Origin of the sequence: Methanosarcina acetivorans C2A, from assembly GCF_000007345.1 — an archaeon.
Classification (GTDB): Archaea; Halobacteriota; Methanosarcinia; order Methanosarcinales; family Methanosarcinaceae; genus Methanosarcina; species Methanosarcina acetivorans.
Window position 1 is genome coordinate 229,601 of sequence record NC_003552.1, and the last position, 17,523, is coordinate 247,123.

Annotated in this window: 13 protein-coding genes and 1 pseudogene; 3 read left to right on the plus strand and 11 right to left on the minus strand. The window is 42.3% G+C overall.

Annotated elements, in window-relative coordinates; genetic code table 11:
- Nucleotides 1-89 precede the first annotated feature (89 nt).
- Nucleotides 90-887, minus strand: coding sequence for a helix-turn-helix transcriptional regulator (locus tag MA_RS01030; RefSeq protein WP_011020249.1), 798 nt, complete (start codon nucleotides 885-887; stop codon nucleotides 90-92).
- Between the two features lie 416 nt (nucleotides 888-1,303).
- Between MA_RS01030 and MA_RS01035 the strand changes: the two genes are divergently transcribed.
- Complete coding sequence (locus tag MA_RS01035) at nucleotides 1,304-1,564, plus strand: YhbY family RNA-binding protein (RefSeq protein WP_011020250.1); 261 nt, start codon at nucleotides 1,304-1,306, stop codon at nucleotides 1,562-1,564.
- 234 nt (nucleotides 1,565-1,798) lie between these two features.
- On the opposite strand, the gene MA_RS01040 is transcribed toward MA_RS01035, so the two are convergent.
- Nucleotides 1,799-2,047, minus strand: a complete 249-nt coding sequence (locus tag MA_RS01040; RefSeq protein WP_011020251.1) for a hypothetical protein — start codon at nucleotides 2,045-2,047, stop codon at nucleotides 1,799-1,801.
- Between the two features lie 304 nt (nucleotides 2,048-2,351).
- Between MA_RS01040 and alaS the strand changes: the two genes are divergently transcribed.
- Complete coding sequence (gene alaS, locus MA_RS01045; protein ID WP_011020252.1) at nucleotides 2,352-5,129, plus strand: alanine--tRNA ligase; 2,778 nt, start codon at nucleotides 2,352-2,354, stop codon at nucleotides 5,127-5,129.
- 483 nt (nucleotides 5,130-5,612) lie between these two features.
- Here alaS and MA_RS01050 read toward each other — a convergent pair whose 3' ends face one another.
- From MA_RS01050 to MA_RS01085, 9 genes and pseudogenes are all read right to left on the minus strand, one after another.
- Nucleotides 5,613-6,653, minus strand: a complete 1,041-nt coding sequence (locus tag MA_RS01050; RefSeq protein ID WP_048064837.1) for a methyltransferase domain-containing protein — start codon at nucleotides 6,651-6,653, stop codon at nucleotides 5,613-5,615.
- A 261-nt stretch (nucleotides 6,654-6,914) separates the two neighbouring features.
- Entirely contained in the window at nucleotides 6,915-7,217 is a 303-nt protein-coding gene (locus MA_RS01055; RefSeq protein WP_157860065.1) for a hypothetical protein, read from the minus strand.
- 235 nt (nucleotides 7,218-7,452) lie between these two features.
- Nucleotides 7,453-7,797 carry a hypothetical protein gene (locus tag MA_RS01060; RefSeq protein WP_011020255.1) on the minus strand — a complete coding sequence of 115 codons (345 nt, stop codon included), beginning with the start codon at nucleotides 7,795-7,797 and terminating at the stop codon, nucleotides 7,453-7,455.
- Nucleotides 7,798-8,106: 309 nt separating this feature from the next.
- Nucleotides 8,107-8,517: a GNAT family N-acetyltransferase gene (locus MA_RS01065; RefSeq protein ID WP_011020256.1), complete on the minus strand. Its 411-nt coding sequence runs from the start codon at nucleotides 8,515-8,517 to the stop codon at nucleotides 8,107-8,109.
- Between the two features lie 5 nt (nucleotides 8,518-8,522).
- Nucleotides 8,523-8,684: pseudogene (locus MA_RS26385) on the minus strand (IS4 family transposase); the annotation flags it as partial.
- A gap of 214 nt (nucleotides 8,685-8,898) precedes the next feature.
- The gene (locus tag MA_RS01070) at nucleotides 8,899-10,020 is read right to left on the minus strand and encodes an outer membrane lipoprotein-sorting protein (RefSeq protein ID WP_011020257.1); all 1,122 of its coding nucleotides are present in this window, start codon (nucleotides 10,018-10,020) and stop codon (nucleotides 8,899-8,901) included.
- Between the two features lie 794 nt (nucleotides 10,021-10,814).
- A complete protein-coding gene (locus MA_RS01075) occupies nucleotides 10,815-11,120 on the minus strand; it encodes a DUF190 domain-containing protein (protein ID WP_011020258.1) in 306 nt (101 codons plus the stop codon).
- Nucleotides 11,121-11,301: 181 nt separating this feature from the next.
- Complete coding sequence (locus MA_RS01080) at nucleotides 11,302-12,429, minus strand: isocitrate/isopropylmalate dehydrogenase family protein (RefSeq protein ID WP_011020259.1); 1,128 nt, start codon at nucleotides 12,427-12,429, stop codon at nucleotides 11,302-11,304.
- A gap of 95 nt (nucleotides 12,430-12,524) precedes the next feature.
- Nucleotides 12,525-13,013 carry a 3-isopropylmalate dehydratase small subunit gene (locus MA_RS01085; protein ID WP_011020260.1) on the minus strand — a complete coding sequence of 163 codons (489 nt, stop codon included), beginning with the start codon at nucleotides 13,011-13,013 and terminating at the stop codon, nucleotides 12,525-12,527.
- Between the two features lie 542 nt (nucleotides 13,014-13,555).
- On the opposite strand from MA_RS01085, the gene MA_RS01090 reads away from it, so the two are divergent.
- Nucleotides 13,556-17,350: a PAS domain S-box protein gene (locus tag MA_RS01090; protein WP_048064839.1), complete on the plus strand. Its 3,795-nt coding sequence runs from the start codon at nucleotides 13,556-13,558 to the stop codon at nucleotides 17,348-17,350.
- The last annotated feature ends 173 nt before the right edge of the window (nucleotides 17,351-17,523 follow it).

Genomic DNA, 17,523 nt, shown 5'->3' on the forward strand with positions numbered 1-17,523 from the left:
TAAATGAAATTATGTTTTTCTGCAATTTCCCCAACTTTTCTTTCGCAGTTATTCTCTAATTTTCATTTTTCTTCAATTTTCTTTAATTTTCATTTTTCTTCAATTTTTATCTCTCTGCTCATATCCTTTAAGTATTCAAACAGTTCTTTTCCCCATTCTATTGCCCTGGGTTCGAAGCTTATTATATACTGGCGGTCAAACCTTCCACTTTCATTAAACAGTCCCAGAATCATTATTTTATCGGAAGATTCGACAACTGCAGGGATCTCCACGTCTTCTTTGTCGAGAATAAAGATACTTGTATTCTCCATTCTGAGAAACTCCCCTCCTTCTTTTTTGAAGTCCTCTACAAACCGTAAGTACACAGATTCGCTCAGGACGAGGGATATCTCAATTCCTCTTTTGGCAAGATTCAGGAAGAAGATGGGGAATTGGGGATGAAAATAAGAGACAAACATGTGGATATGGCTTGAGTTAGAAGTATGTTTTACGAATTCCGGGCTAAGATCAAAAGTATGGCTCAGATCCGGTTCTATCAGGTGGTAATCCCCAAGTTCGTTGATCCGTTTCATAAGATGAGGGGGAATGGGTGTGAGTTTTCTGTCGGTCCAAAAATCCTCATTTTTCTCAAAAACCTCCAGGGTATCAAGAAGAGGCTGCATTTTTTCTAAAATAATCTCTCCTATCAGGCTGAGGCTGTACATTCCTTCTTCGTGGATTACGAGGTTCTGTTCTTTCAGCTTCTTTATCTGGGGAAGGAGAGCGGTTCTAGGAACCTGAAGCTTATCAAGAATTTCCTGGGTATTCCTTGGTCCCTCTTTCAGGAGCAGGAGAAAAGCTTTCCTCTTCTCTGAAAATAGGATCAAGTCAAGCAAATTAGGGTTCATTTACATTCGCCGTCCGGAGGTGGAAGAGTGGGGTTTTATTTCCGGTTTTGGATCTCTATAGTTTAGGATCTCTATAGTTTAGGATCTCTATAGTTTATTGAGTAGCAAGCCGATAATAAAGATGTCGAAATTATTTGGAATTCCTTTTCAGGTTCGGCATCTGTAAATTCAAAAAGCTCGGGTCCGGGTGAAAAACTAATTCGTAATACTGGAAATTAGCTGTACGTGAAATGTGGCTAACCGGGAAACTTTGATATAGGTGCTGGTGAGAATGGGTGAAATCATACTCAAAGGGTAAACTGGCTTCAAGGTAGAAGGAATTATTTCATCGATTTGTGCATTTCTTATCATATTGATGATGTGAGCTTTTTATAACTGGCAGGCGAGTTTTATCATTAGCGATGTGAGGAAGGGCAATGGAGAAAGAAAAACTATATCAGCTGAGATCCGATGCAAGCAAGATCAGTCCTATTCTTAATATTGGAAAGAATGGGGTCACTGAGACTTTGATCGAAGAACTGAACAAACAGATAAAAGCTAACAGGCTTGTAAAGGTCAAGGTTCTCAAGAGTGCAGAAGAAGGAAAAGATCTGAAAACCATAGCAGATGAGCTTGCCGAAGCTACAAGATCCACACTGATCGACGTACGCGGCAGGACAGTTGTGCTGTACAGGTAATGATTTTGGGAAGCAGGCGTACTTAGAGCCTATCCGAAAAGTGTTGTGACCTATGTAACTTACCATTAGCAATATGCAAAACCGAAGAGGATGCCCTGCTATTATAGACCTGCTGTAACTTTTCGATCGCATTACCGACTTTTCGGATAGGCACTTAGTAAAAGGTTTGACTATCGGTATTTTTTAGTGTCACCTATTGGAGGCATTTTATTTGGGGGTACTGATTTGAGCTGTTTAAGTTGAAGCTCCTGATGAGTAACAGTAAGTAATATTGGTCCTCAAGTAGCTGAAGTATGCCTCCTTTAACCTTCTCTCTGAAATCTCATTTTTTCGGGCTATTTTACAGGTGAAAGGTTCAGTTCCGGCAACAAAAAATATTTTTTTATCTTTAATAGTGAAGAACAAAGTTTTTCTGTAGAAGTGCCTGTAATAGTTAAGGTTCGTAAGTGTGGGCCCGTTTAAATACACATTATTATGTGACATTATTATATATTTCCTCAGTATTATGTAAGCACTTATAATGGAAACAACTGGCTGTATAAATATCGAAAAAAATTAGCTGTTAAGTTTGGCTGTAAAGTTTATTCGTATACAAGCCCACAATATTTATTATTTGAGGTTGATTTTCACCTCTGTATGTAAAAATTAACGAATAAACGTATTAAGATCATCATGTAAGCACTAAAGTGTCTGAAACCCCTGAGACGGTTGAGCTGGGATACTTCTGCTTTCCTTTTATTTTCATATACAACGGGGCAGATCGCACCCACCATCCGGAGAGATTATCATGCTTGAAGATGAGTATCAACTTGACTTTTTCAAAAACAACGGTTTCGTCCGGAAGCAATGTCAGAAATGTGGCAAATTCTTCTGGACACGTGACCCTGAAAGAAATACGTGCGGAGATGCGCCCTGTGATCCCTATTCCTTTATTGGAAGCCCTGTCTTTTCCAGGGAATTCAATATTTCAGAGATGCGCGAATACTACCTCTCCTTCTTTGAAGCAAGAGGGCATACAAGGCTTGACCGCTATCCTGTGGTAGCCCGCTGGAGAGACGACATTTACCTGACCATTGCTTCAATCGCAGACTTCCAGCCCTTTGTAACTTCAGGGCAGGTTCCTCCTCCTGCAAACCCCCTGACGATTTCCCAGCCCTGCATCAGGTTAAACGACCTGGACTCGGTAGGCAGGAGCGGCCGCCATCTGACTAATTTTGAAATGATGGCTCATCACGCTTTCAACAAAAGGGGCAATGAAATTTACTGGAAGGAACACACTCTGGAACTCTGCGACGAGCTCTTAACCTCTCTCAAGGTAGACCCATTCGCCGTAACCTATAAAGAAGAACCCTGGGCAGGTGGAGGCAATGCCGGTCCTTGTGTTGAGGTTATCGTGCACGGGCTTGAGCTTGCGACCCTTGTTTTCATGGACCTGAAGACCGACAAAAAAGGAGACATCCTGATCAAGGGAGAGACCTATTCAAAGATGGACAATTACATCGTGGATACCGGCTACGGTCTTGAGCGTTTTGTCTGGGCTTCCAAAGGTTCCCCCACGATATATGATGCGCTTTTCCCGGGCATAGTAAACGAACTCATGGGGCTTGCCGGACTTGAACACGAATTGAATAACACTGAGTATTCAAACATCCTTGCGCAGAACGCCCGGCTTGCAGGGTTTATGGATGTAAGCGAAAAGGCAAACCTGTTAGAACTCAGGAAAAAGGTCGCCTCAAGCATCGGGATGACAGTTGACAAACTCTCGGTTATCATGGAACCCGTAGAAAAGGTCTATGCAATCACCGACCACACGCGCTGTCTCACCTTCATGCTCGGGGACGGAATCATTCCTTCCAATGTCAAAGCAGGGTATCTGGCCCGCCTTGTCCTGAGAAGGACGCTGCGCATGATGAAAGATCTTGATATCAGGACTCCTCTCTCCGAAATCGTGGACATGCACATAAGGAACATGCCTGAGTACCCCGAATTCAGGGCAAACTTCCCTGTCATTCAGGACATCCTGGAATCCGAAGAAGAAAAGTTCAACATCACCATGGAGAGAGGGCGCAGGATCATCCAGAAATCGGCGTCCCATTTCAAGAAGACCGGAGAAAAAATTCCTCTTTCCCAGTTAACCGAACTCTATGACTCACACGGAATCCCTCCCGAGATGGCAAAAGAAGTTGCAGCCGATATCGGGGTGGGCGTAGAGTTCCCTGATAATTTCTATTCCATTATTGGGGAACTGCACAACAAGGCTGAAGAAAAGGAAGAAGAAGTAATTCCTTTTGCAGAAAGGCTCAAACACCTACCGAAAACCAAACGCCGTTTCTATGACGAACCCACCCGTCTGGAGTTCGAGGCAGTTGTCCTTGATGTGTTTGACAACCATATTGTGCTGGATAACACCTTCTTCTATGCAGAAGGCGGAGGGCAGCCTGCAGATATAGGCACCATCTCCGTAGGAGATATTGTATATAAGGTGGTTGATGTCCAGGTCTATGAAGGTGTAATCGTACACACAGTTGACATTCCGGACGGGGAACTTGAGATTACCAAAGGCGATATTATCACAGGAAAGGTCGATGAAAGGCGCAGGATGACCCTTGCAAGGCACCACACAGCAACCCATATTGTAAATGATGCTGCCAGAAAGGTTCTCGGAAAACACATCTGGCAGGCTGGGGCCCAGAAGTTTGAAGACCACTCCAGGCTTGACCTTTCCCACTACAAGCATATTTCCCCTGAAGAACTGAAGCAGATTGAGCTTCTAGCAAACCGGACGGTTATGGAAAACAAACGGGTGATCACGGAATGGATGCCGAGGATTGAAGCTGAGCAGGTCTACGGTTTCGGGCTCTATCAGGGTGGAGTACCCCCAGGAGAGAAGATCAGGATTGTAAAGGTCGGAGACGACGTGGAAGCCTGCGGCGGAACCCACTGCCTGAGTACAGGTGTTATAGGCCCTATTAAAATCCTTAAAACCGAAAGAATTCAGGACGGGGTGGAAAGGGTCGAGTTTGCAGCCGGAATCGCGGCCGTACGTGCCATGCAGAAAATGGAATCTCTCCTTGTTGATTCCGCAAAGACCCTGAGCGTGCCTCCGGAACACCTTCCGGTAAGTGTGGAGCGTTTCTTCGGGGAATGGAAAGACCTTAAGAAAGAAAACGAAAGGCTCAAAGAAGACCTTGCACGATCCAGAGTTTACAGGATGCTTGGGGATGCTTCCGAGCTTGCAGGTCTCAGGGTTGTTTCCGAACAGGTTCCCGGAGCCGATTCCCTTGAACTCCAGAAGATAGCTACCGAACTCCTGAAACAGGAAAACGTAGTTACCCTTCTTGCAAGTGATCTTGAAGGCGTCAAGCTTGTGGCATCTGTCGGAGAAAAAGCCATAGAATGCGGAATTAATGCCGGAAACCTTGTCCGTGAGATGTCAAAGATTGTAGGCGGAGGAGGTGGCGGAAAGCCTGCCCTTGCAATGGGCGGTGGAACTGACCCCACAAGGATTCAGGATGCACTTTCCAGAGGGCTTGAGCTCGTAAAAGAGGCTTGCAAAGAAGCCTGAGAAATTGCATAAAGTCTAAGAGGCTGTCTTAAAATTCAAATCATTTCTACATTTGGATAGTACGCATTGTCGAGCTTAAGTTCACTCAGTAAATTAATTATATCTTACATATTCGCTGGATGCATAATATCAAATGCATTAGACATCATGGTTAAAATTTAAACTTTAGACATTTAACGGTTCAATTCTACCGTTTTCAGTCCAAATACATGAGTCCTATCCCAATTGTATAATCAAATTGAATTTTAAGACACGCTCTAAGACATCGCATAAAGTCTAAGACATTGCATAACGCTGGAAAGTCGAGAAGATCCTAAGGTTAAATGGTTAATTAGGAATGGCTCAACAAACAGGTTGAGCCCGGGATCAAAAACCAGCACCGGGTCTTAAGACCTGGTTCTTTTATTTTTTTACTTTTTTGTGGCTTTTTGACTTTTTTACTTTTTATGCCTTTTTTTACCTTTTTATGCATTTTTTATCTTTTCATACCTTAAAGAGCACTTCGCAGAGGATTGCTATCCCGTCTTTTACAAAGAGATGTATGGTTTTCTTTCCTTCAAGTCCTTTTTCGACTTCGTTTCGAACTTCCCAGTAGTCTTCGGGTTTTACTCCTGCCCGAAGTACGACACTCCCGACGTTTCCGTCCTTCAGGAACTTATTGATCTCGCGGGGTTCAAAAGGACAAACCTTCAGTACAAGGTAATGGTTTTTGATCATTGATTGCTTGATGAGGGCATCCGAGGTCAGCAAAAGCCTCTTTTTGTCAACCCTGAACAGTTCGAAAGCCCCGACAATCGGGCCTGCCATCTGCATCATGGATTCCACAAGTTCGGGAAGTAGCCCTGCTGCAACAACCGAGGGTTCGGGTTCGTAAGCGCAGAGTTTCATCTTTTCCGTTTCCCTTATTTGCGGAAGCGGCAGATTCTTTGAGACCAGCCCTTCGCCTGCAGGAAGAGCCACAGCAAGCCTGTCATACTGTTTCAACCCGCCGAAGTAAAGAGTCAGGCGGTTGAGCTGTCCGTCCAGGGAAATATACTCTTTTTCGCAGTCAAAAGGAATCCTTTCCGGTGGCATCTGGGGTGGGGCTTCGAAGGCGAAGTTTTTTGTCTTTTCCCCATAAGCGGAAAGCACCTTCGGAATTCCCGGCTCAAGGCTTGAGACCTGTCTCCTGTCTTCTTCTGCCGGGCGGAAGGGGTCAGAAAAAACTACATCTACTGCCGGGATCTGTTCGATAACTTTCGGGTCAAGGGCGTCTCCGCAGATGAATTTTACATTGTCAAGCCCGTACATCTCGCAGTTCTGTTTTGCATACTCGATTTTCTTCGGGTCGATTTCCACTGCATATACGAACTCGCACTGCTGTGCAAAAAAGACTGTCTGCCCTCCGATCCCACAGCTGATATCAGCAAGAGTCTTACATCTCAGGCGCTGTGCCCTGTAGCGGGCAATAGGCTCGGGAGTTGCAAAGCGCACGCTTTCCTTATCCCCGTGCAGGGGTTTTTCAAATTGCTTTTTCCGTGCCACGTCGATCAGAGAATTAGTAGGAATTTTATGGGATTTAAAGGCGACTGAGAAGTAGAACAATTGAGAAGGAGGACAAATGGGAAGAAGAACAAATGAGAAGAAGAACAATTGAGAAGGAGCGTCACATGATTGCTCTGGTCCAGGCCCAATTTCAGCGGAGATCGTCAATGAGTATGGGATCGGAAAATTAAAAAAAGGTAAAAATAGTTTAAACTCGGCAAAAACAGATTTGTAAAAATAGTTTGGAATCGCTCATCAGATTTACGTTTTCCACTTCTCCATCTGTCCTTCCCGCCATTTTTCGATCGCTTTCCAGATCGGTAGAGGATCGATCCCGTGGGTTTTGATGTAATCCTCCCGTGTGTATTCGTTCATATTGCCGTCCACAAAGCGCATTTTGGCCTGATCTGCCATCAACCTTACTCCTGCCGGTATTGCTGCAGGATTAACGCATACCTCTGCACAGTAGCTCCATTCTTCTCCGCCGCCCTCCGACTCTATCCTGAAAGGTTTTCCACAGTTCGGACAGACCCCTATCATTTTCTGACCCTCTTGACTATCCATGCTTTTTCCCCGGTGACTGAAAAAATTCCAGCCCTTTTAATTATCCGTATCATATTATATATCCTGGATTATATATCACTTTTGTCCATAGTTCGGATTCTTGTTTTGCCTCAATTCCTGTCCTGGTGGATTTTGCTCGTGAATAGTCTAATGGAGTATCAAGACTCTGGACCTCTATACTGGTCCTTCATGTGTCGGGGTGGGGGCTTGAAACGGGCAATTCTTAAGTCGTTCTTCAGAGGATCATGTCCCTGATATCTACATAAAACGGGCTGAAAGTCGGCAGGTCGCCTTTAAATGATCTGACAAATATAGCCCAGGAGTCTATCTGGGGTTTCAGCTTTTTCATCACTGTAAGAAATTCGTCTTCCGGATCAATCGCATTCATCAGGTAATCCTGTTTCATTTCAACTGAGAGGTTATTAAGATGTTTAAGAAGTGCCAGCATGGCATCGGGTTGTTTTTTATCGAAAGCATAATCAACAATAGTCAGGGTTTTGAAGTGTTCGCCTTCTGCCGGAATTTTGGGCACTTTTGTAATAAGGCTCAAAACTCCAAGAAATGATTTCATTATCTTCATCTGTGACGGCTCTCTGGCATAATATATCTCAGCCAGTTTAGAGTTATTCCATGATCCGGCACAGGCTACTACCCTGTTATGTTCGTCCCGGGTTACCCAGAAGTTGTCTGGTCCATAAAAAGGAATAGCGTTTAAACGCTACTCGAAGGTTTGATCGGTAAACGGCATGAAATGTATAAAGCTTGAATTGTACTCGTTAATAAGGTCAACTGCATCCCTGAGCCCCTTCTTATCAGCAGGCTTTATCGAATACTTTGATGATGCATCGAATTTTCTTATAAGTTGCTATTGCTGGCATTTTTATATCTCTTACCTTAGAATACCCAGGCTTATTGAATAAGAATTGAGAGGCGGTATTTGGTTCGTATATGTATCCATAGGCATAATTTGCTTCCATTTCCCTTGCCTTTTTTCCGCCTCCTCTACAAGTTTTGTAGCAACCCCCTTCTTCCGAAAGGCCGGATGGACCATCACTTCAGGAAGGTATGCATACTTTTCTTCCCGTCCATGAGTCGGTTTCACAGTCAGCCCTATCCAGCCAGCTATTTTTCCATCCACTTCTGCCACAAGCACATTCCAGTTATCATACATTTTATAGCGGGCGATTATATCCTTCTTGTCCACACCCAGTGCACAGGTTTCCTCTCCCTGCGGGCACAGCCTTTCTATTTCAAGCATGCTTTTATTATCGGCCTCATTAAAAGGTCTGATCGAAATCATACTCGTTCGTTCTCATATTCTCTTTTCAAACTGGCAGGTGTACGCTTCAAGCGTAAACCAAAACTGAGAGTGAAAACCCAAAAGAGGATTACAGGATCAATTTTATGTCCACGTACTATAAGGCCAGTTTCTTTAGCAATTTGCCTTAACCAATCTTCGGGAAACATTTTTTTATAAAAAAAGGAAGGAGCATATAGGGTTTACCAAGTTCCATACTACGCATGTCAAAGTCAGGCTCCTTGAATTCTTGATATTGTCCTGTGAGCTTCACACACAAACGTTAACATTTATGCATGCCACAGTAGGATTACCTCAAATGGAAAAGGTAGCTTATGACGCAATTCATAGCATAGCTTCTTGTCGCACCTGCCTAATGTAAGTTTATAGCTTTTCTGAAATTGATTCCGCTATTTTCAGTGTTTCATTCTTTTCCAGGGGTGTACCAAGTAAAAGATTAATATCTCCTAACCTCCAAATCAGCCTTGTCGTATCTTCATCAGAGAAACATTTTCCTTCGATCTCATTAATCTGAATGTCAGTGCCGTTAATAACTGTAGGATAGAAAGATAAGTTCTCATATACGGTTTCGGTGAGAATTATATGTTTTCTCTTGCTGGCTCCTTCTTTCGCGTATACCAGTTCAACCGTTTCGTAATGGCTTTCTGGATCTGTGGAATATTTACTGTTGTTGGTGATTATTGAATAATTGAATTTATAACCATCAGGCAAGTATTCAGGAGTAAGGATTTTAAAACTTGCATTATTTCTGGCTTCTTCAAGGCTCAATTCTTCATATGGTGGTATCATTCCTAAATCAATTATCTTTGCACTATCCGGGATTTCGAATTTGAACTCGGAGTCTGGAATTCCAGTATTAACTTTCAGGTCTCGAATTTCGTTTTTATCAGTTAGATTTCCATCAGCGTTATAATACTCCCACCTAAGAGGCATCCATGTTTCCTTATCTACCCAGATTTTTATTATTTTAGATTTCAGATCATCATCTGTATGTATTTCTTTTGGGGTTATATTCAGCAGATAAGTGGCTCTTCCATCTACATTTTCTGTTCTTAGTAGTGTTACATTATTATCGTCCAGGAACTCATTTATAGCATAGATGTAGTCACCTTTCTGAGCGCCAGGATCTTCCGAGGGTTTCATTTTTATGACCGTATTTGCATCCGGGTTGTAACTCCAGGAGATCTCTCCATCCGATACAGTGATCTGACTATCTTTTCCGGATTCCGTCATAATTTCTTTGAATTTGTTAGGTTTTTTGAACATAAATTTTGATTCGATTTCTTCAACCTGTCCTTCAGTGTAAGAGGTCATGTACATTGTATATGAATAATCTTGAATGCTGTTCTGTTTATCCATCATCTGGGTAGCAATTTCTTCTGCACTTAGGTTTTCTTCCGTGCAGCCTGAGGCAAAGAGTGTTATAGCTATGAATGCCAACACAAGTATTGATTTAAGCTCTTTTGTTGTTATCACTCTACTCATCCTTCAATAAGTTCATTTTTTGTTACAATTACTTCTATCACTCATGTTTTTCTAGAATTTTATGATAAAAAGCTTAAATATCTTTAAAACTAAATTTTTTAATTCGTATTTTTGGAATCACATGAACTTAAAAAAAATACTTAAGCTCAACAAACTACCTGATGACTATCCTTATTAATTTGTTGGAAAAAAAGATCTAGCTATATCTTATATTTATTAACTTTTTATATAATAACTTATTTTCTCTGATTATTTGAAGCTTTGGACATAAAATCTAAATATTAAGATAAAATGTCATCTGTCTATAATCATAATATTATAGAGTTCTTATTCTTGCCAAGGCTTACGTAATTGCCTGTATACCAGGCAACTTTTTAAATAGTTCTACTTTTTATACTAAAGCATGTACTGGATTTCTTATATACTGATTAGCAGCATTTCTTATGACGTTTCAATTTATTTCATACAATAAAATTCTGTTTTTATTTTGTGCATTTCGAGCCTTAAGATGCTCTCATTGCCACTCATGATCGATGGAAAACAACCCAATACTCAATCGTTTTCCAGATCGTTAGATGGTTAATGTCGTGGTTTTTGACGTAATCCTCTCGTGCACTTCTCCTAAATGATTAGGAATTCAGGGTTGAAGAAAATCGTTATCAAAAAAATGCTACGCTTTGGAGGTTATACTTCTCTGATAATAGGTACCGTACCCGAAAATAATCCCAAAAAATAAATGCCATTAAATATAATTGTGTTTCAACCTTTTCTGGTTTGAAATTAGATTTCTCGGTTTAAAGAATCTCCACTGCCTGCATAGTCATCAGTTCTTCTCCTATAATTTCTCTCAGCTTAGGGACCAGAGCCCTGATTTTTTCCTCTTCGTCCACAGCTTCCACGACTACTGGAAGGTCATTGCTCAAGTTCAGGATCTTCAGGGTATGAATCTTTCCGTCCGCTCCATAACCTTCAATTCCTCTGAGCAGGGTTGCACCACTGATGCCGGAATCGCGCAAAAGTTCAAGGATTGCTTCGTGGACGGATTTGCCGTGGTAGGTTACGTTTTGTTTTAGGTAGATGCGGAGAAGTGCGGATTGCATTGTTTAAACCCTCGTGTTAATTTTTTGAAAAAGCTGATTAATTAAAGCTGGTTTAATTTACTGCCCGGTCAGGATATAAATCTGATCCGAAAAGGCCCTGAATTCTCAAAAAAGGAACCCGAATCTTCGGGCTCTGTCGTGTCAGTTGTTTTAAAAGAAAATTAATGAAGGGAGGGTTGAATTATTCTCCCTTTACTATCCTTGCAATGTCGTCTCCGACATCTGAAGTGGTGTTTTTGCCTCCCATGTCGTAGGTTTTGACTTTGCCTTCCAGGATGTTTTTCTGGATTGCATTAACTATGGTGTCAGCAGCTTCCTTTTCTCCGAGCTGTTCTATGAGCATGGCGCCTGCCCAGATTGTTGCAATCGGGTTGACTTTGTTCTGGCCCTTGTATTTCGGGGCTGAACCGTGGATGGGCTCAAACATGCTTGTGCCCTTCGGGTTGATGTTTCCGCCGGGGGCAAGTCCGAGGCCGCCCTGGATCATGGCTCCGAGGTCGGTGATGATGTCTCCGAACATGTTCGGGGTTACGACCACATCGAACCATTCGGGGTTTTTCACAAACCACATTGTGATGGCGTCAACGAAGTTGAAGTCGGTGGTAATGTCCGGGTGGGCTGCGGCGACTGCATTGAACTCTTCTCTCCAGAAGCCGTAAATGTCGGAAAGGACGTTTGCTTTATCAACCGAGGAGACGTGTTTCTTCCTGTTTTCTGCAAGGTCAAAGGCGTATTCGATAACTCTTTTTGTGCCTTCTTTGGAGATAAGGCCTATCTGGTAGCCTATTTCTTCGCTGTCAGTCTCGATGTCCAGGCCGAATTTTGCAGAGTAGAGCGTCCTTTTGACTTCAAGGAGGTCTTTGCTCTCTCCTTTCTTTGCTCTGCCGCCGACTCCTATGTAGAAGTCTTCGGTGTTTTCCCTGACCACGACAAAGTCGATGTCTTTTGCTGTCTTGTCTTTAATCGGGGTCCAGACTCCTTCGAGAAGTTTTATCGGGCGCAGGTTGATGTACTGGTCAAAGTAAAAGCGTGCAGTTAATAAGATTCCCTTTTCAAGAACTCCTGGGGCAATCCTGGGGTCTCCGATGGAGCCAAGGTAAATGGCAGGGTAGCCGGATAATTCCTTTAAGGTCTCTTCCGAGATCAGTTCTCCTGTTTTCAGGTAGTGATCTGCTCCATGCGGGTATTCAATCCATTCTACATCAAAACCGAATCTTTCGCCTGCGGCATCTATTACTTTCTTGCCTTCGGCGATGATTTCTGGGCCTATCCCGTCGCCGGGAAGGACCGGAACCTTATACTGCGTCATGTTAATACTCCTATCAAATTTAGAGGCAAAACTGCCTTCTTACTGCGAGATGTTAAACGTGGATCAGGACTGTCTCCGGACAGTTTTCCTGTTTTTCAGCGTTCAGAGACCAGTTTCCGGGCATACTCTATGAGCCCTCCCTCATCAACGATCTCGCGAACGAAATCCGGGAGGGGGGTTGCCTGGTAGGTCTCTCCTTTTGTTATGTTTTGGATGTCCCCTGTTGAAAGGTCCACTTCAAGTTCATCTCCGTCATCGATCCTGTCCGTGTTCGGACATTCAAGGACCGGGACTCCGATGTTGATCGCGTTTCTGAAAAAGATCCTTGCGAAAGACTTTGCGATCACACAGGATACCTTTGACCCTTTAAGGGCCAGAGGAGCGTGTTCGCGTGAGGACCCGCAGCCGAAATTACTTCCAGCGACCACAATGTCATTTTCGTGAACTTTTTTTGCAAAATCAGGGCGTACGCCTTCAAATGTATACTTGGCAAGCTCTCCCGGGGTATTGAAAATAAGGTACCTCCCGGGAATTACTGCATCCGTATCCACGTCATCTCCGAATTTCCAGGCTCTTCCTTCCATGAAATCACCAGTAATTTGCTGTAATTAAATGCTGTTGATACAAATGTTCACAGCCTGTAACTCAGCTAAACTCTCAGGGTTGAAGTATCACAGGTAATATTTAAATTATTTTCCTACAGGGGCTTTTTTGCAAAAATACCTTCTGTTTATTAATTTCTAAAACTCACTAAATTTTATAAGCAAAAATTGAGAGACGAGATAAGCTAAATCGTAGATTTTTTGTCAATTTAAAAATGATATATTTTATATTAAAATAGTATATTTTAAATTAAAATGGTATACTTTAAATTAAAAATGGTATACTTTAAATTAAAAATGGTATATTTTAAATTAAAAATGGTATACTTTAAATTAAAAATGGTATATTTTGGTGGTTAGAGGTTACGCCAACGTAAAGGGTGGGTACAAGCTCGTAATAAAAATCAAGATGGATGAGTGGAGCGATCATTTTACTTCAACAACTTCCTTAATTTATTCTATGTTACAGAACCGAACGATTAATTCTTACACTTTTGTATCATCAAAATTGGAGAAAATATGGAATGAGAAAATATCTGAGAAATTCTGGCATTGATATTGTTGGGAACGTGTCTTTTGGAACGCACTTCTGCCAGTTCTATCAGACAAAAGAAGATTTGATGGACATGCTTGTTCCCTATTTTAAAGCAGGACTGGAAAGTAACGAATTCTGCATGTGGGTTACATCGCAACCTCTAGAAGTAGAAAAGGCAAAAAAAGCACTTAGAAAATCTGTTCCTGATCTTGATATTTATCTGGAGAAAGGGCAAATAGAAATTATTCCCTGTACCTGCTGGTATTTAAATGAAGGTATTTTCGATTCGAGAAGGATCTTAAACGGCTATGTTGAAAAACTTGATCAGGCCCTGGCAAATGGATACGACGGTTTGAGGTTGAGTGAAAGCACTTTTTGGGGGGGAAAAAAGGATTGGAATAATTTTGTTAACTACGAGAAAGAAATAGACAGAGTCATCGGCAACTACCATATGTTAGCTCTCTCTACTTGCCCACTTGACAGGTGCAGCGCAACTGAGATTATTGAAGTCGTCTCCAGCCATCAATTTTCTTTGATCAAAAAGGAAGGAAAATGGGAAAGGGAAGACAATTTTGGGAGGAAGAAAGCTGAAGAAGCAGCTGTTCGAGATGCAGGGGATTGGGAACAAACTTTTGACGCTATACCAGACCTGATAGCTATACTTGATACCGAATATCAAATTGTTCGTGCAAACAGAGCTATGGCGGTAAAATTAGGAGTGACACCAGAAGAGTGCATTGGACAGACTTGCTATCGGATTATTCATGGGAAGAGCAAACCTCCTTCTTCCTGCCCGCACCGGCAGTTGCTTAAGGACGGGGCTGAACATACCGCAGAGGTTTACGAGGATTGTCTTGGTGGTTATTCAATAGTAAGCGTCTCGCCACTATATGATTCGAAAGGAAAACTCACCGGGAGTATTCATGTAGCCCGTGATATCAATGAACGCAAACAAGAAGAGCACCGAATACACAGATACAACCGTATTCTTGGGGAAATTAACAGAATCTTCAGCAATGTAGTGCAGGCAAAAACAGAAAAAGAATTGGGAAATGCATGTCTGTCTGTAGCCCTGGAAATGACCGGCAGCCAGATTGGTTTCATTGGTGAACTAGGCATCGACGGGATATTGCACGATATCGCAATCAGCGAATCGGGATTGGATCAGTGCCTTATGTACGACAAGACAGGGCATCGCTACCGCCCAGGCGTTCTTGTTGTACATGGCTTGTACGGCAGTGTCGTCAACAGTGGAAAAAGCTTTTTTACCAATGATCCTCCATCACATTTTGATAGTATCGGCGTGCCGAATGGTCATCCCCCGCTCACATCATTTCTCGGCGTGCCCCTTGTCCAGGATGGGAAAACGATAGGTGTGCTTACGGTCGCGAACCGTGAAGGAGGTTATAGCTGCGAGCAGCAGGAAGATCTGGAAGCTATCGCACCTGCGGTGACGCAGGCTCTGCAGAGGAAAAAGGCGGAACAGGAGCGAAAGCGGGCTGAAGAAGCGCTGATTAGGAGAGAAAATGAGTTTCGAACGTTGGCTGAAAATTCTCCTGACATGATTGCCCGCTTTGATAGACAAAATCACCATACATATGTTAATCCAGCAGCTGCGGAGGTTTACGATCTTTCTCAAGAAGAAATTATCGGGAAAACTCATAGTGAACTGGGAAGAAACCTGAAGCATGTAACGTTTTGGGAAAAACATAATGAGAAAGTTTTTACCACAGGGAACTCCGAAACAATGGAATTCCATTATACGTCGTCTCAAGGAAAAGAATGTCACTTTAATACACGAATAGTACCCGAGTTCGTTAATGGCAAAGTGACCTCTGTTCTTGCTATTTCCCGTGATATAACCGATATCAAGGAAGCAGAAGCTAAGCTGAAAGAAACACTCGACAATTTGGAAAATCTGGTTAAAGAACGGACAGCGCAGCTTGAGAAAGCTTATAATTTGTTGAAGGAAAACGAAAAAGGTCTTGCTGAAGCTCAAAGAATGGCACACCTGGGAAATTGGGACTGGAATCTTGTGACTGGTGAAATACACTGTTCCGATGAATTATATCGTATTTTTGGACTTAATCCTCGAGAATTCAGCACAATTTGCAGTGAAGCTTTAAGTTACGTACACCCGGATGATCGAGACCATGTGAATGATGCCATTAAAAAAGCCTTAGATGGAAAGCCCTGTAGCATTGATTTTAGAATAATTTCAACTGACGGAGCAGAGCGTATAGTCCATGCACAGGGTGAAGTTGTTTGTGATGAGAAAAATACTCCTGTTCGAATAAAGGGAATAGTTCAGGATATTACGGAACGTAAAAGAGCAGAAGAGAAAATTCAGATACTTGCGAATGCTGTAGAGTCATCGGATGATGCAATTATAACCAAGTCTCTTGATGGTATTATTACAAGTTGGAATAAGGGCGCAGAGAAGGTTTATGGTTATTCGGCTGAAGAAGTTCTGGGCAAGCCTATCTCTATTCTGGAACCGTCCTTTTTTGGTGGAGAAACGAAGAAATTAACTGAGATGGTTAAACAGGGAGAAAGGGTTCACCATCATGAGACTATGCGGTTAAGAAAGGACGGTACGAGAATATCCGTTTCAATGGCTCTTTCCCCGGTTTTTGACATTCATGGAAACCTCACCGCTATCTCGGCTATTACCAGAGATATAACCGAAAGCAAAAGAGCAGAAGATAAACTTCGAGAAAGTGAGGAGAAGTACCGCAACATCGTAGAGACAGCCAACGAAGGTGTGCTCATAATTGATGATAACGCCATGATCACTTATGCTAATAAAAAAATGACGGATATGTCTGGATACCGTCTGGAAGAAGGTATTGGAAGATCTATATGGGACTTCATCAGTGAAGGAAGTAAGGCTATTGCCAAACTGAACCTGAAAAGGAGGCGGCAGGGTGCCAATGGAAGCTACGAATTGAAATTGATACGTGGGGATGGCTCACCCCTGTGGGTACTTATAAACGCTAAATCTCTTTTTGATAAGGATGGCAAGTTTGCAGGCTCTCTGAGCATGCTTACTGACGTCACCGAGCGAAAAGAAGCTGAAGAGACCCTTGCAAATCTCGAGATTGCCCGCAAAAAGGAAATTCACCACAGAATTAAGAATAACCTGCAGGTAATTTCCTCCCTGCTGGACCTGCAGGCTGAAAAGTTCAATAGCAGAGAGGATATTAAGGATTCGGAAGTTCTGGAAGCCTTCAGGGAAAGCCAGGATAGAGTAATATCTATGGCTCTTATCCATGAGGAACTGTACAAAGGTGGAGAGTTCGATACACTTGATTTTTCGTCTTACATTGAGGAACTCACTGAAAATCTTTTCCTGACCTACAGGCTTGGAAATACCGACATCAGCTTAAACATGGATCTGGAAGAAAACATTTTCTTTGATATGGATACTGCAGTCCCGTTAGGGATGATCATTAATGAACTTGTTTCCAATTCCTTCAAGTATGCATTTCAAGGGAGAAACAGGGGAGAAATCCGAATCAAATTCCGTAGAGAAGAAAATGGAAAGTATATAAACAGTGGAGTAAAAAGCAAAAACGGAGGCTGTAAGAGTAACAATTTTACTCTAACCGTTTCAGATAACGGCGTGGGCATTCCCGAAAACTTTGATATTGAAGATCTTGATAGTCTTGGGTTTCAGTTAATAACTTCCCTTGTAGACCAGTTAGATGGGAAACTTGAACTGAAAAGGAACAATGGGACAGAGTTTACTGTAAGATTCACAGTAAGAGATAAAAATGAATAAGCATCGGTGAAAGATCAATAAAATTAGCTTAAGAAAGATCAATAAAATTGGCTTAAGAAAGATCAATAAAATTGGCTTAAGAAAGATCAATAAAATTAGCTTAAGGAAGATCAATAAAATTAGCTTAATATACCTCATTTATATTTGGTTCAAAAGATTTGTAAGAAACTCAT

Excerpts from the sequence above, each read along its gene's own strand:
- MA_RS01065 (WP_011020256.1), bottom strand. The coding sequence starts at position 8,517 with ATGATTTCGATCAGACCTTTTAATGAGGCCGATAATAAAAGCATGCTT.
- MA_RS01075 (WP_011020258.1), bottom strand. The coding sequence starts at position 11,120 with ATGCAATCCGCACTTCTCCGCATCTACCTAAAACAAAACGTAACCTAC.
- MA_RS01035 (WP_011020250.1), top strand. The coding sequence starts at position 1,304 with ATGGAGAAAGAAAAACTATATCAGCTGAGATCCGATGCAAGCAAGATC.
- MA_RS01030 (WP_011020249.1), bottom strand. The coding sequence starts at position 887 with ATGAACCCTAATTTGCTTGACTTGATCCTATTTTCAGAGAAGAGGAAA.
- MA_RS01055 (WP_157860065.1), bottom strand. The coding sequence starts at position 7,217 with ATGGATAGTCAAGAGGGTCAGAAAATGATAGGGGTCTGTCCGAACTGT.
- MA_RS01080 (WP_011020259.1), bottom strand. The coding sequence starts at position 12,429 with ATGACGCAGTATAAGGTTCCGGTCCTTCCCGGCGACGGGATAGGCCCA.
- MA_RS01060 (WP_011020255.1), bottom strand. The coding sequence starts at position 7,797 with ATGAAGATAATGAAATCATTTCTTGGAGTTTTGAGCCTTATTACAAAA.
- MA_RS01090 (WP_048064839.1), top strand. The coding sequence starts at position 13,556 with ATGAGAAAATATCTGAGAAATTCTGGCATTGATATTGTTGGGAACGTG.
- MA_RS01085 (WP_011020260.1), bottom strand. The coding sequence starts at position 13,013 with ATGGAAGGAAGAGCCTGGAAATTCGGAGATGACGTGGATACGGATGCA.
- MA_RS01070 (WP_011020257.1), bottom strand. The coding sequence starts at position 10,020 with ATGAGTAGAGTGATAACAACAAAAGAGCTTAAATCAATACTTGTGTTG.
- MA_RS01040 (WP_011020251.1), bottom strand. The coding sequence starts at position 2,047 with ATGTCACATAATAATGTGTATTTAAACGGGCCCACACTTACGAACCTT.
- alaS (WP_011020252.1), top strand. The coding sequence starts at position 2,352 with ATGCTTGAAGATGAGTATCAACTTGACTTTTTCAAAAACAACGGTTTC.